General features: G+C 64.5%; 9 protein-coding genes and 1 pseudogene. 7 read left to right on the top strand and 3 right to left on the bottom strand.

The window, feature by feature from the left end; all coding sequences use genetic code 11:
* Positions 1-51: 51 nt before the first annotated feature.
* Positions 52-699 carry a sulfotransferase family protein gene (locus FJ936_RS21910; RefSeq protein ID WP_348643167.1) on the bottom strand — a complete coding sequence of 216 codons (648 nt, stop codon included), beginning with the start codon at positions 697-699 and terminating at the stop codon, positions 52-54.
* Between the two features lie 226 nt (positions 700-925).
* Between FJ936_RS21910 and FJ936_RS21915 the strand changes: the two genes are divergently transcribed.
* Positions 926-2,386, top strand: coding sequence for a hypothetical protein (locus FJ936_RS21915; RefSeq protein ID WP_140792455.1), 1,461 nt, complete (start codon positions 926-928; stop codon positions 2,384-2,386).
* Between the two features lie 75 nt (positions 2,387-2,461).
* Here FJ936_RS21915 and FJ936_RS21920 read toward each other — a convergent pair whose 3' ends face one another.
* Both FJ936_RS21920 and FJ936_RS21925 read right to left on the bottom strand, forming a co-directional pair.
* Positions 2,462-3,703, bottom strand: coding sequence for an ATP-binding protein (locus tag FJ936_RS21920; RefSeq protein ID WP_141906971.1), 1,242 nt, complete (start codon positions 3,701-3,703; stop codon positions 2,462-2,464).
* The gene (locus FJ936_RS21925) at positions 3,700-4,428 is read right to left on the bottom strand and encodes a response regulator transcription factor (protein WP_140617985.1); all 729 of its coding nucleotides are present in this window, start codon (positions 4,426-4,428) and stop codon (positions 3,700-3,702) included. Before FJ936_RS21925 ends, FJ936_RS21920 begins: the two co-directional genes overlap by 4 nt.
* A 220-nt stretch (positions 4,429-4,648) precedes the next feature.
* On the opposite strand from FJ936_RS21925, the gene FJ936_RS21930 reads away from it, so the two are divergent.
* The 6 genes and pseudogenes from FJ936_RS21930 to FJ936_RS21960 all read left to right on the top strand — a co-directional run bounded on the left by FJ936_RS21930 (position 4,649) and on the right by FJ936_RS21960 (position 14,866).
* Entirely contained in the window at positions 4,649-5,350 is a 702-nt protein-coding gene (locus FJ936_RS21930) for a hypothetical protein (RefSeq protein WP_141906972.1), read from the top strand.
* Between the two features lie 103 nt (positions 5,351-5,453).
* A complete protein-coding gene (locus FJ936_RS21935; protein WP_224527071.1) occupies positions 5,454-5,684 on the top strand; it encodes a hypothetical protein in 231 nt (76 codons plus the stop codon).
* Positions 5,685-5,988: 304 nt separating this feature from the next.
* On the top strand, positions 5,989-7,263 hold the full coding sequence (locus FJ936_RS21940; RefSeq protein ID WP_141907005.1) for an efflux RND transporter periplasmic adaptor subunit: 1,275 nt from the start codon (positions 5,989-5,991) through the stop codon (positions 7,261-7,263).
* A 4-nt stretch (positions 7,264-7,267) separates the two neighbouring features.
* Positions 7,268-10,423, top strand: a complete 3,156-nt coding sequence (locus FJ936_RS21945; RefSeq protein WP_141906973.1) for an efflux RND transporter permease subunit — start codon at positions 7,268-7,270, stop codon at positions 10,421-10,423.
* 11 nt (positions 10,424-10,434) lie between these two features.
* Positions 10,435-11,106, top strand: a pseudogene (locus FJ936_RS21950) (TolC family protein); the annotation flags it as partial.
* Between the two features lie 1,327 nt (positions 11,107-12,433).
* Positions 12,434-14,866, top strand: coding sequence for a hypothetical protein (locus FJ936_RS21960; RefSeq protein ID WP_181171447.1), 2,433 nt, complete (start codon positions 12,434-12,436; stop codon positions 14,864-14,866).
* Positions 14,867-14,887 lie beyond the last annotated feature (21 nt).

The raw sequence follows: 14,887 nt of genomic DNA on the forward strand, positions 1-14,887 counted from the left end.
GGGGGCGAGGAACCCGGATTGCCGGGCCGGCACCGCCGGTTTTCGTCCAAGTCAGTTCAGCGAAAATCTCGACCTGAAGCCCGCGGCGCTGTTGCGATTGGGATAGTCCTGATCCGGTATCGCAACGTCCAGATGGGTGCACAGCGGTTCCCAACCGTCGCCAAGAGCGTGGACCAGCAGCCGCTCCGGTGGCACTTCGGCGTACACCGCACGGACATTGGCCTCGTAGCAGGCAATGGCATGCGCTCGATCGCCGGGCCGGCCGCCGAACACCTGCCTGGCGATCAGGGCGAGGCCCAGCGATTCTTGATCGACGCTTTGCTCAAGTCCCATCGCGATCGTTTTTTCAAAACTTTCCCACCAGCTTTCGGCCGAGCGGTAGGTCAGGATCACCCTGGCATTCGGATAGAATTCGATCAGTTCGCGCCAGTAGTACGCCGAAGGCCAGTCCAGGCAGGAGACATAGCCCGACAGTAGCTGGTTCCAGTCCGGCGCGGCACCTTGGGCCAGCGCACGCCATATCCGCTTCTGCTCCTCGTTGCCGATCACTTCATGCATGTGGTGACAGGGGCCGTAGCCGAGAATGGCCAGCGCCTCGCGCATCGAATCCGTGCCCGTTCGGCCAAAGCCGGTTCCGATCACCTTGATCGACATCTCCATCCCCTCCCGTTCGACCTGCAAGCCGTTTGCTGGCAGCATATCAGGCTGCACACCGAATATGCACGAGAAGCGTTGACATCGCCGCGAACGCTACGGTCTGTGCCAGCCCGGGACCCGGCACTGGCTGTCGCGGCGGTGCAAATCCCCAAATGTCTGAAATTTACATTTCCCTAGGGGGGCTTCCCCTGCGGAATAAGCGGATGTAAGGATACATATTAGCAGTTTGTTAAATATCTGGTTTTGATTGCGTAAGAGGGAGTTCCGTATGAACTTCAAGAGCCTGATCAAGCGTGCTGAAGACGTAGACGACGCACTCCAGGAATTGCAGGACGATCTGGCAGACGCCCTGGATGCCAGCCTCGACAGCGAATTCGAGGCACCGCCACAGGGCGACGATGTCCCCGATAACGCGTCAACCGTCTCGCCACCCCAGGCCGATGCGGCGCAAGCGGAGGGCGCGGACAATCCCGACGATGCGGGCAACACCGACACCGCCGAAACCACGCCACGACTGACGCCCCATGCCCAGACCCGGCTCGCGGCGTTGAACGCCTTCGAAGGAATGTTCCACGACGCCAGGGATTATCTGGATGAGATCAACGGCAAATTGTCGGAAATCTCGACCTCGCATCATCTGACGCGCGAATTCCTCAACATCCTCCACACCGACATTCTTCGCGCCAATGAGCTGGAGCTCGCAAACGCCGGCCTGATCGCCGAGCAAAGAGCGCTGTCGGAAAAGCTGCACGACACGGCGGCCAAGCTGCGCGAGCGTGACAGCACGTGCGAAGTGCTGCAGCAGCGCGAGACAGACCTGGTCCAGGACCGGGACGCGCTTCGCACAGCGCTCGCGGCGGCAAGGCTCGAGCTCGCCGAGATGGGCAATGCCAGCGCCAAACGCGACGCGGAATTCGGCGACATCGCCAACCGGCTGACCGCCAGGACGGTCGAGGCCAACAGGCGCTTGCGCGAGAGCAAGATGCTGCGGGAAAAACATGTCAGCCTGTCGGTCGAACTCGACAAGGTGCTGAAGCGGGAGAGCCAGGCGCGCCACAGGCTGGACGAGCTTTCGGCAGTCCACGCCAGCGAAGCGGCGCGCCTTGCCGAACTGATGGCGGCGCTCGGCAAGAGCGAGAAAGAGGAGATCCGGCTGCAGAAGGCGCTCGAGGCCACACAGGCGAAGCTGGCGGAAAAGACCGAAACGGCCAGCCTGATGGAAGGCGACTGGGAAGCCGAACGGGCTCGCGGCCAGACGGAGATGCGCGGATTGCGGTCCGAGATCCAAGACCTGGAATCGCGGCTGGAGCGGGCCTCGAACGAGAACAGTGCGGCCGCCGCCGAAATCGCCAGGCTCAAGACCGACCTGGACGACGCAGTGGCCGAAAAGAAAATCGCCGATGAAAGATTGTCCGCGCTCACCGACGAGAACGAAGCCGACAAGCTGAGCCTTTCGAAAGCGAACGCCAATCTTTCGCAACTTGCGCTGCAACAGGCATCGGAGGACATACAACGGGATGTCCAGCGGCAGGAATGCGAGGATCTGCGGGCCGAAATCGCGTCGCTCAATGCCCGGATCAAGGAACTGCTGCCCTACGAGCGGCTCCACAAGGCCACTAACGGCAAATCGCGCGAGGGCGAGGTGGTGGAGATCGCTGCCGTGGTGGCCGAGAAAGCCCGTGCAACGGGCAGGCGTCCCATCCGCAGGAATCTGCGCGCCACGTCGTAGCGCGCTTCGCAGACCTCGTTGCTTGGCAGTCCCAGCATTGGGCTGCCTTTCGCGATGTGGACGGGCCTGACCCAATCACACCGCCGCGAACACCACCGTCTGCGCCAGCCCGCCGCCCTGGCGGTTCTCCAGCGTCACGGTGCCGCCGTAGCGCTCGATGATCTCCTTGGCGATGGCGAGGCCGAGGCCGGCGCCTGGAATGGATTGCTGGCGGCCGGGGTCGACGCGGAAGAAGGGCTCGAAGGCCTTGTTGATGAGGTCGGGCGGAATGCCCGGGCCGACGTCCCATATGGAGAGCACGGCGCGCCTGTCGGCGAGGTCGAGCGCGATCGTGCAGGCCTTGCCGTGGGTGGCGGCGTTGACGACCAGATTGCGCAGGGCGCGGCGCAGGCCGAGCGCGCCGGCGCGGACCGCAACCCTGTCCAGATGCCCGATCGAGACGGAATGGCCGAGCGTGACCATCTCGGCAGATATGTCGCGCACCATCTTTTCCAGGTCGAGCGGCTCGACGGCATCCTGGTTCACCTCCTCGCGCACCAGGCGGATGGCGCTGTCGGCGATGCGGTCGAGCTCGTCGAGGTCGTGCAGCCACTTGTCGCGCTCCTCGTCGAGAAATTCGGCGCGCAGCCGCATGCGCGTCATCGGCGTGCGCAGGTCGTGGCCGGCGGCGGCCACCAGCCGCATGCGGCTTTCCATGGCGGTCTTCAGCCTGGACGAGAGCTGGTTCAGTGCGTGCGCCGTGGCCTTGACCTCGGCCGAGCCCACCTCCGGCACCGGCGCCAGCACGCCGTCGCTGCCGATCTTGGAGACGGTGGCCTCCAGCATTTCGAGCGGCCGGATCAGCACCGAGGTGAAATAGACAGAGACGGCGGTGGCGCCGGCCACGATCAGCGAGATCCAGCCGGCAAGAACCAGCCATTCGCGCCTGGGCGGGTCGATATGTGCTATTTCGAGGATCGCCCACCGGCTGTCGGGCAGGCGCATCGAGGCACGTTGGCTGGGTTCACCCGGTTTGTCGCTGACGATGGCCAGCACGTCGAAGCCGCGGCGGCGCAGCAGATCATTGAGCATCGCCGTCTCCTGCCGGTCCACCTTGCCATCCGCCGGCCGGTCGCTGAATTGCACTCGCAGCACATCCGGTATCGGCCCCGGCAGCAGCCGCACCACGAGTTCCATCTGCTGGGCAACCCATGGCACGACGAGTTCCGGCGGCGGCCCGCCGCCGCGCACGCTGAGGACCGCCGCCGTCGCCAAGCCGACGACACCGACGATAGAGGCGACCAGCAAAAGGATGAGGCGGCGGCGCAGCGAGTTCACGCCTGCGCCTCCACCGTCTCGACGCGCGCGGTCAGCTGGTAGCCGCCATTGCGCACCGTCTTGAACAGCGGCCCGTCGCCGGTGTCGGTGAATTTGCGGCGCAGCCGGCTCATCAGCACGTCGACCGAGCGTTCGAGCGGGTCGCGCTCGCGGCCTTGCGTGAGATCAAGCAGCTGGTCGCGCGACAGCAGCCGGCCGGGGCGGTCGAGGAACACCTGCAACAGGTCGAATTCGGCGCCGGTGAGATCGACGGCCGCGCCCTGCGCATCCGTCACCTTGCGGGTGTCCGGCTCCAGCCTGTAGCTGGCGAAGCGGTAGGCGCGGGGCGGAGGCGCGGGCGCCGCTTCTTCCGGCGTCGAGCGCCTGAGCACGGCGCGGATGCGGGCGGTGAGCTCGCGCGGGTTGAACGGCTTGCCGAGATAGTCGTCGGCGCCGAGTTCCAGCCCGATGATGCGGTCGACATCCTCCTTCAGCGCCGTCAGCAGGATGACGGGAATATGCGGCTTGCGATCGCGCAAGCCCCGGCAGATGTCGAGCCCCGAACCATCCGGCAGCATGACGTCGAGCACGGCCAGGTCGAACTGGCCAGTGGCCAGCTTCTGCTCGCATTCGCGCCTGTCGGCCGCCACCGAGACGCGAAAACCCTGGCCGTCGAGATAGCGTCCGAGCAGCGTGCGGATTTCGCGGTCGTCGTCGACGACGAGGATATGGGGTTGTGACTGCATTATCGTGCCCTTGCCCATGATCCCGGGCTTGTCCTGATTATAGGGAGCGCGCGCGCAAGCGGCATGGAAAATTGCAACCCAATGTTTCTGGCCGGGGGATGGAAACATTCGGAAACAAATTGCCCTTTTGCGGAAACCTTCGGCAACATGCCGACGCGAAGCAGACAAACACGCTTCCTATCCTCCTGACGTCCAAAGCATGGATGAAAGGAATACCGTCATGCGAAGCAGACTTCTTGCGCTCGGCCTGTTTTCCGCCGCCGCCATCTACCCCGCGCTGGCGGCGCAGCCCGACCCGGGCGCGGCGCCAGGCGGGCCGCCGCCTGCCATGGCAATGCAGGATGGAACGGACCATGGCTCGATGCCGCATCCTCCGCAAGGATGGGATCCGCAGGGTTTTGGCCCGCACAGTTTCGGCCCGCAAGGCTTCGGCCCCCACCGCATGGGGCCGCCGCCGGAATTCATGCTGGCCGCCCGGCTCGCCGCGCTCGAAACACGCGTTGGCATCCGCAGCGAACAGCTCGACGCCTGGCGCGACTACACCAGCGCGCTGCAGGCGGTGCTTTCGCCACCGCGGCCGGACCGTGGTCCGGGTGGCACTGGCGGGCCTGGAGGGCCGGATGGCGGGCCGCAGGCGAAAGGCCCCGATGCAGGGCCGGCCGGCAAGCCCGATCCGTTCGCCTTCCAGGAAAGGCTGGCAGACGACGTCACGGCGCGTGCGGCTTCGGCCGCCAAGCTGAAGGACGCGATCGCCGCGCTGCGCGCCAAGCTCACCCCTGAACAGCTCGAAATCCTCGTTTCGGCGGAACGCCCCCATGGACCACCCCCCGGTCCATGGGGCGGCCCGCCGAATGACGCAGTCGGTCCGGCAGGCCCGCCCAATGATGGCCCGATGCCGCCGCCCCAGCCCGGGAACGGCTGACAACCGACCGGCTGCGCCGGCCGGCCCCGGTACCCAACCCGTTCCCGGGCCGGCCGGGTTTCCTTCTCCGGGATGGTGGATCGCGCCTTCCCGGATTCACCCCATGCAACAAGGCACGACAATGTGGGAAGCCCTGATGCTGCTGCGGCTGATCGCATCGGCCAGCCCGAAATATTCGTTCGGCCGGCGCATCGATCATGCCGCAACGCCGCCGGCCTTGCCGGTCGACACGCTGCAAGGCGCGATCCGGCTGGAATTCGCCGCCTGGCGCCTGTCGCTGCCGATCTCGCGGCACGCCGATGGCCACGGAAATCATGACCGCAAGATCGCGTGAGACCTGGCAAGGCGCTTGGCATGTCGGTGCTGATCGGCATAATGGCGCGGAGGGCATCGCGGCCAGCCATCCGATCCTCGGGTGCGCTCCAGCCAGGAAGAAGGAGCGCGACATGAGCCGCTTCGAAGCACCGCTCGACGCCGCCCGCAAGTGGGCGCGACCCCTCGTCACGACATCGTCCGCCTCAAGCCTCACCTGCGACCGCCGGCGTTCGGCCTCGCTTTGCATTGGCCAAAGCCCAGGCGGTCACCGCCTGGCCAAAGCCCAGGCGGTCACCGCACCCCCAGCGAAAGATCATTCAGCCATGTCCATGCAGTCTAGCCAGTCCTCCCCGCCGGTTCGCCGGCTCGCGTCCTGGACGGCGCTTGCCGCAGCCCTTCTCCTGGCGGCCTGCTCACAGGAGGGCGGCAAGGCTCCCGCAGGCATGGGCGGCGTCGGCAAACCGGAAGTCGGCGTCGTCACGCTGCATCCGCAATCGGTGGCGATCACAGCCGAACTGTCGGGGCGCACGGCGGCCTCGCTGATCGCCGAGGTGCGTCCACAAGTGAACGGCATCATCCAGCAACGGCTGTTCAAGGAAGGCAGCGAGGTGGCGGCGGGACAGCCGCTCTACCTCATCGACCCGGCGAGCTACAAGGCGGCTTATGACAGCGCGGTCGCGGCGCAGCAGAAGGCGGCGGCGGCGGTCCCTACCGCGCAGGCCAAGTTCGACAGATACGCCGGCCTGTTGAAGCAGAACGTTGTTTCCAAACAGGATTATGATGACGCTGCCGCCACGCTTGCGCAGGCGCAGGCGGATGTGGCTTCCGCCAAGGCGAGCGCCGAAACCGCGCGCATCAGCCTCGACCGCACCTCGATCACCGCGCCGATCGCAGGCCGCATCGACAAGTCCACGCTGACACCGGGCGCGCTGGTCACCGCCAACCAGGAGACGGTGCTGACCACGATCCGTTCGCTCGACCCGATCAATGTCGACGTCACGCAGTCGAGCACCAATTTGCTCAACCTGCGCCAGGCGATCTCGGAAGGGCGGCTGAAGTTCAGCGGCCCTAATGTCAGCGTCAAGCTGAAGCTCGAGAACGGCACCATCTACGCGCAGACCGGCAAGCTGGAATTCGCCGGCGCCAATGTCGACCAGACCACCGGCACGTTCGCGCTCAGGGCCGAGTTCCCCAACCCCGACCGCCTGCTTCTGCCGGGCATGTATGTGCGGGCGCTGGTCGAGGAGGGCGTTGCCCAGAGCAGTTTTCTCGTGCCGCAGCGCGCCGTCACCCGCAACACGAAGGGTGAGGCGACGGCCATGGTCATCAATGCGCAGGGCAAGGTCGAGACGCGCGTGCTCGCCGTGCGCAACACCGTCGGCAACAGCTGGCTGGTCGACAGCGGCGTGGGCGATGGTGACCGTGTCGTCGTCGAGGGCCTGCAGCTCGTGCGCCCCGGCGGCGATGCGACCGGCGTCGAAGTGACGATCGACGAGGCGACCGGTGAGATCAAGGATCGCGGCCAGACCTCCGCCTTGCCGGCCCCATCCAAGGTGGCCAGCACCGGCCGGCAACCCGCCGCGTCGACCGGGAACTGAGACGATGTCAGCTTTTTTCATCAACCGGCCGATCTTCGCCTGGGTGATCGCCATCGTGATCATGCTGGGCGGTCTGCTCGCGCTCACCACGCTGCCGATCTCGCAATATCCGCAGATCGCGCCGACCACGGTCAATATCAGCGCCACCTATCCGGGCGCGGACGCCCAGACGGTCGAGAACTCGGTGACCAAGGTCATCGAACAAGGCATGACCGGCATCGACAATCTCGACTACATGACGGCGACGTCGACCTCGACGGGTTCTGCGTCGATCACGCTGACCTTCACCAGTTCGGCCGACCCCGACACCGCCCAGGTGCAGACGCAGAACAAGCTGCAGCTGGTGCAGTCGCAACTGCCGCAGGTAGTGCAGAGCAACGGCATCACCGTCTCCAAATCCTCGACCGGCTTCCTGATGGTCATCGGCTTCGTCTCCAGCGACGGCAAGATGAACTCGACCGACCTCGCGGACTATGTCGACGCCACCGTCAACGACACGCTGAAGCGCGTCGAAGGCGTGGGCTCGACGCAGCTCTTCGGCTCGGGCTATGCGATGCGCATCTGGCTCGACCCCGACAAGCTGGCCAAATACGCGCTGATGCCAAGCGACGTGGCGAGTGCCATCGAGGCGCAGAACACGCAGGTTTCGGCCGGCCAGCTCGGCGGCCTGCCGGCGCGCAAGGGCCAGCAGCTCAACGCCACGGTGACCGCCAAGAGCCGGCTGCAAACCGCCGAACAGTTCCGCAACATCATCCTGAAGAGCCAGACGGACGGCTCGCTGGTCCGGCTGAACGACGTCGCCACCGTCCAACTCGGCGCCCAAAGCTATACGACGCAAGCCAACTACAATGGCAAGCCGGCGGCGGGCGTCGCCGTCAACCTGGCGACCGGTGCCAACGCGATCAGCACCGCCGAAGCGGTGCGCTCGACGATAAACCGGCTGAGCTCGACCTTCCCGCAAGGCGTCGAGGTCGTCTATCCCTACGACACCTCGCCCTTCGTGCGGCTGTCGATCGAGGAGGTGGTCAAGACGCTGGCCGAGGCGATCGTGCTGGTGTTCCTGGTGATGTTCATCTTCCTGCAGAACTTGCGGGCGACGATCATCCCGACCATCGCGGTGCCGGTGGTGCTGCTGGGCACGTTCGGCGTGCTGTCGCTGTTCGGCTATTCGGTCAACACGCTGACCATGTTCGCCATGGTGCTGGCCATCGGCCTGCTCGTCGACGACGCCATCGTCGTGGTCGAGAATGTCGAACGCGTCATGCAGGAGGAAGATCTGTCGCCGAAAGAAGCGACGCGAAAATCGATGAACGAGATCACCGGCGCGCTGGTCGGCATCGCCACCGTGCTGTCGGCGGTGTTCGTGCCGATGGCCTTCTTCGGCGGCTCGACCGGCATCATCTACCGGCAGTTCTCGGTGACCATCGTCTCGGCCATGGTGCTGTCCGTGCTGGTGGCTCTGGTGCTGACGCCGGCATTGTGCGCCACGATCCTGCGGCGGCCGAAGGACCATGCCACGCAGACCGGTCCGTTCGGCTGGTTCAACAGGATGTTCGATCGCGGCACGACGGCCTATCGCGACGGCTCGCATGGCATCATCAACCGGTCGTGGCGATTTCTTGCCATCTTCCTCGCCATCGTCGTCGCCATGGGCTGGATGTTTGCGCGGTTGCCGAGCTCGTTCCTGCCGGAAGAGGACCAGGGCATCCTGATCACCAGCGTGCAATTGCCGGTCGGCGCCACGCAGGACCGCACGGAGCGCGTGCTGAAGCAAGTCACCGACCACTATCTCAACGACGAAAAAGACGCCGTCGACGGGGTCTTCACCGCGTCGGGCTTCGGCTTCGGCGGAGCCGGGCAGAATGTCGGCATCGGCTTCGTGCGGCTGAAGGATTTCGCCCAGCGCAAGTCGGCCGCAATGGCCGCGCAGGCGATCGCCGGCCGCGCCATGGGCGCGTTCTCCAAGATCAGGGATGCGCAGGTCTTCGCGCTGGCGCCCCCGGCCATCCAGGGTTTCGGCAACACCAACGGCTTCGATTTCTACCTGCAGGACGTCAACGGCGCCGGCCATGACGCGCTGATCCAGACGCGCAACCAGCTTCTGGCCTTGGCTGGGCAGAGCAAGGTGCTCGCAAACACGCGTCCCAACGGCCAGGAGGACCAGCCGCAATTCTCGGTCGACATCGACCAGGAGAAGGCGAGCGCGCTGGGCGTCAGCCTTGCCGCCATCAACAACACGTTGTCCAGCGCCTGGGGCAGCGATTACGTCAACGACTTCATCGATCGCGGACGGGTGAAGCCGGTCTACATGCAATCGGACGCGAATTTCCGCATGCAGCCGGAGGATCTCGACAAATGGCAGGTCCGCAATTCAAGCGGCGCCATGGTGCCGTTCTCGGCCTTTGCCTCCAGCCACTGGACATTCGGTTCGCCCCGGCTCGAACGCTATAATGGTTCGGCCGCGGTCGAGATCCAGGGCGCGGCGGCAGCGGGCGTGAGCTCGGGTGCGGCGATGGACGAGATCGACAAACTCGTCGCGCAACTGCCGGCCGGCTATTCGCATGAATGGACCGGGCTGTCGCATCAGGAGCGGCTTTCGGGCAACCAGGCGATGTCGCTCTATGCGATCTCGGCCTTGGTCGTATTCCTGTGCCTGGCCGCGCTCTATGAGAGCTGGTCGATCCCGTTCGCGGTGATGCTGTCGGTACCGATCGGCATCTTCGGCGCGCTGCTGGCGGCAAGCCTGTTCGGCCAGACCAACGACGTCTATTTCAAGGTCGGCCTGCTGACCACGATCGGCCTCGCCGCCAAGAACGCCATCCTGATCGTCGAGTTCGCCATTGAACGGCAGGCGGCCGGCATGGGGCTGGTGGAGGCAACGCTCGAGGCGGCGCGACAGCGGTTGCGGCCGATCCTGATGACGTCGCTGGCCTTCATCCTCGGCGTCACGCCGCTTGCGATCGCCAGCGGCGCCGGCTCGGGCGCGCAGAACTCCGTCGGCATCGGCGTGATGGGCGGCATGATCGCCGCGACCGTGATCGGTGTGTTCCTGGTGCCGCTGCTGTTCGTCACGGTGCGGCGCATCTTCAAGGGCAGGGTGGCCAAACCAGATCCCGGGCAGGATACGGGCGAAACGCCGGTGACGGCCAACCAGCAGTAAGGGTTCTTCACATGACAGGTTTTGAACGTGGCTCGGTGGCCGCGGGGCGGCTCCTTGCGCCTATTGTCGGCGCGGCCTTGCTCGCGGGATGCGTCGTCGGTCCGGATTACCGCACGCCCGACCTGCCGATACCGGCAAACTGGAGCGGTGAGAAGCCGACCAAGTCCGTCCAGCCGGCGCAGCTGTCGCAATGGTGGCAACGCCTGCGCGACCCGCAGCTCGACACGCTTGTCGAGGAAGCAATCGCCGGCAACCTCGATGTCGCCACGGCGAAGGCCAAGATCCGCGAAGCGCGCGCCGACTACCGCCAGAGCGCCGGCACGCTGTTCCCGTCAGCCGACGGCTCGGCATCGGCGACGCGCAACAGGACTGCCGCCGCCGCGGCCGACGGCACCGCCAGCGATGCCTACAGCCAGTATCAATCGGGCTTCGACGCCAGTTGGGAACTCGACCTGTTCGGCGCCAACCGCCGGGGCGTCGAGGCCGCACGCTATGGTGTGGACGCCTCGCAGGAGGAACTGCGCTCGACGCTGCTGACGCTGGTCGGCGATGTCGCGTCCACTTACACGCAGGCCCGCGGCTACCAGGCGCGCATCGCGCTCGCCCGGCGTTCGGCCGTCTCGCAGCGGCAGACCGCTGAGCTCACCCGCACCATGGCGCAGGCGGGGTCGGCGATGGCGGCCTCATTCGCCTCCGATGCGGGCGTTCAGTCCAGTCTGGCCGGCGGCCAGTTGCAAAAGCTGAGCACGCGAGGCGATCTCCAACTTGCGGTAGATGTTGTTCATATGGATTTTCAGCGTGCCTTTCGAGATGCCGATATCGAGCGCGATCCGCCCGTATGGCTTGTCCGTGGCAACGAGCCGGGCAATCTCCATTTCCCGTCTGGTCAGCCGTGACGACAGCTTCTGCCATTTGATCCGGCGGGACGCCTCAATCTCGAGGGCTTCGCCGACAATTTCGGCAGGCAACCAGTGACCGCCGGAGGCAACCTGGTCAATGCATCTCAGCAGCGTGCCGACGGCGGACTCCTTCAGCACGATCCCGGCGACGCCAGCCATGACCACATCGTAAAGCTGGCCTTGTGACGCGCCAGCCGTCAGCATCACACAGCGTGTGGCCGGCGTTTCCTTGCCGAGTTCGACGGCAACGTCGAGCCCGCTGAACCCCGGCATGTTCAGATCGATCACCGCAATGTCGGGCAAGTCCTGCCTAATCCTGGTCACAGCGCTCCTGCCGTCCAGCGCCGAACCGACAACCCTATAGCCGGGCTCGCGGGCAATCAGGTCTCCCAGGCCGTGCAGGAGCAGCGGATGGTCGTCGACAATGAACACAGTGGTGACCATCTTCAGTCACGCTCCAACCCGATCAGGCTCGCACACCCTATGCGATAATCCATCCCGGCAGCAGCATCGTGCTTCCGATAAGAATTAGCAATTACTAATTAATGTCGATACGCTTCCGGCACCAAGGTGCGTGGTGCCGGATTGAAACAGGGCAGTTCCGAGGCGTCATTGCCAGTCCGCGATTTGATGAGATCATGGACCTGACCCAGCGATCCTCGTCTTTGAGAGTAAAACGCGGAAAGAATTTCACACAACTCGGCTAACGTTGTGAGTTTTTACTGAAATGACGATTACATTTAATGATGTCGGATTTTCATTTGCGCCTATAACCGCAGTTATATGGACGTGGCCATTGCAACCTGCAAAATATGGTTAGGGGATTGTAAGACTCTGGCGGTCGATGTCGACCGCGTGAGTTTGAGGTATGGGGCTTGAGCGTGGCAGGCAGTTCGACGGCACCTGTGTTCCGTCATCCAGCAACAGCTGGCGAAGCGAGTCCAGACTTCGCCGCCGCTCCCGGGCTTTCGTTCCAATTTCCCCTCTTCTTTTTACGAGACGATCGCTCGTCGGCATGCCGCGGGAGCCGGCGCTCGGAGCATGCAGTCAACCCTGGGGTGAACGGTGGCGGCTTGATCGCTGACCGGACGACAATGTGGAGGAAATGGTAATGGCGACAGATATCGGCGGCGGCGTCCTTCTCGAGGCGACGACGGAAGGTTCGGGAACCGGCAATTATGATTCGTTCCTGCGGCTGCAGGCGACAGGTGTCGAAGAGGGCTTCAACACCGATCAGAACGGCAACGTCGTCGACAACAAGGCGTCCTTCACCCACGACCTGCAATACAGCAACTTGCAGGCGATCACTGTCGACGGCGTCCAGTATATCGAGTTTCGGCTGGACCTGAACGAAAGCAACAATGATGTAAACGGTAACATCACGCTGACCGGGCTGGATATCTACATCTCCAATGCCGGAGCGACGCTTGCCGACTATAATGCTGACTTTGCAGGGTTCACCACCGTCTTCCACCTGACCGCCGACCAGTTGCTGATCGATTCCAATCATGGCTCGGGGACGGACGACTACCGCGTGCTCGTCCCGGTCAGCGATTTTACGGCGGCCGGTGTCTCGCCCGATTCCTATGTCACGCTGTCTTCGGGCTTCTCCGGAGCCAATGGCGGCTTCGAGGAGTGGCGCACCCTCACGACCCCCGGCACCGGCACTGATACGCCTGGAATAGGCATCGACAAGGTAACGGTCGACGGCACGGCGATCGGCGACGGGCTGAGCGTGCTCGCCGGCGATACGATCACCTGGCAATACACGGTCAGCAACACCGGCAATGTCGCCCTGTCGAACATTGTCGTCACCGACGACCACAATGACGTGGTCGTGACGGCGGTTCTCAGCGGCGGCTTCAACGTCGGCGACACCAACCATGACGGCAAGCTCGACACCACCGAGCACTGGAGCTTCATCGGCACGAGCACCGGCACGGCTGTCGTCGGCGATTACACCAATGTTGGCACGGTCACGGGCTCGGCCGGGGCAGTCAATGTCACCGACAGCGACGGCTCCAGCTATTTCGGCGCCGATCCCGAGATCAAGATCGACAAGGTGACGGTCGACGACGGGACCAAGGGCGACACTCTGACGATCCTGACCGGCGAGCCGATCTCGTGGGAATACACGGTGACCAATGTCGGCAACGTTGCCCTGTCGGGCGTCACGGTAACCGACAGCGACGCCGGCGTGACGCCGGGCGCGGTGCTTGGCGGTGGCCATGTCACCAACATCGGTGACGTCAACGACAACAACAAGCTCGACATCGGTGAAGTCTGGAAGTTCTCGGCAACCGGCACCGCCGTGACAGGCGCCTACAGCAACACCGGCACCGCCTCCGGCTCCTTCACCGATGATGCCAATCATACCGGCACCGACACGGCCACCGACGACTCCGGCTATTTCGGCGCCAATCCGCACATCACGCTCGACAAGAAGACCAACGCCGTCGACCACGGCCTCAACATCTTCCAGGGCCAAGCCGTGACCTGGACCTACGATGTCAAGAACGACGGCAATGTCGCGCTCGCCCATGTGGTCGTGACCGACGACAACGGCACCGCCGGCACCGGCGACGATTTCCATCCGACGGCGATCCTCAGCGGCGGCTTCAACAGCGGCGACACCAACCACGACAATCTGCTCGATATAAATGAGACCTGGCACTACCAGGCGACGGGCATCGCGCAGCTCGGCAGCTACGTCAACAATGCAACAGCCACCACCGACGCCTATGTCGACACGGCCGGACATTCGCGCACGCCGCTCGCCGCCGACAACAGCGACTACGAAGGTTTCTCGAACAAGGCGCTGACACAAGGGTTCTGGGGCAGCCATTCCGATGCCTGGGACAATGTCGCCGGCAATGAGGGCAATCCCACTAAGAGCGCGGTGGCCAGCGGCGTCTTGTCCAGCCTTGACGTCAATCCGCGTAGCGACGGCTATCTGCTGCTCGGCGACAGCAACGGCGACGGCATTGCCAACGATGCGCACGACCTCCTGATTTCGACCTCGCTGGCCAAGGCCATCGAATCGAGTTCGGCGGGTGGCGATGCGCGCGTGATCATGCTGCAGCAGGCAATCGCCACCCAGCTCAACATCGACAACCATGTCGCTCAGCCCAACGACCTGATCGACGAGGCGGTGATGTGGCTGAAGGGTCAGGGGACCTGGGCCGGGCTCGGCGTCAATGTCGACGCCGACAACGATGGCGTCGTCGATCAGGTCGGCACCGCGCTGAAGGGGCCTGCGGTCAAGACAAACACGGTTGCCTGGACCAAATATGTCGACGTCACCGACGCGAGCTCCGGCATCGTCGACTGGAACGGCGGCAAGGAGGCCGACGGCGAGGGCCTGAAGAACGCGCTGATGTGGTTCAACCAGGGGCAACTGGTGACATCCGGGCCGGACGGGCATGTCGCTTGGTTCGACGGGACCCACATCATCGACGAGCATCCCAACACGCTCGATCAATTCTGGCTCACGCTGCATGAGGTGGCGCAGACTCAAGTGGGGGGCCTGACGGGGATCGCCTGAGGCAGGCTCCCGGCCTTCCGG

Origin of the sequence: Mesorhizobium sp. B2-4-13 (assembly GCF_006658535.1) — a bacterium.
GTDB classification, from domain to species: domain Bacteria; phylum Pseudomonadota; class Alphaproteobacteria; order Rhizobiales; family Rhizobiaceae; genus Mesorhizobium; species Mesorhizobium australicum.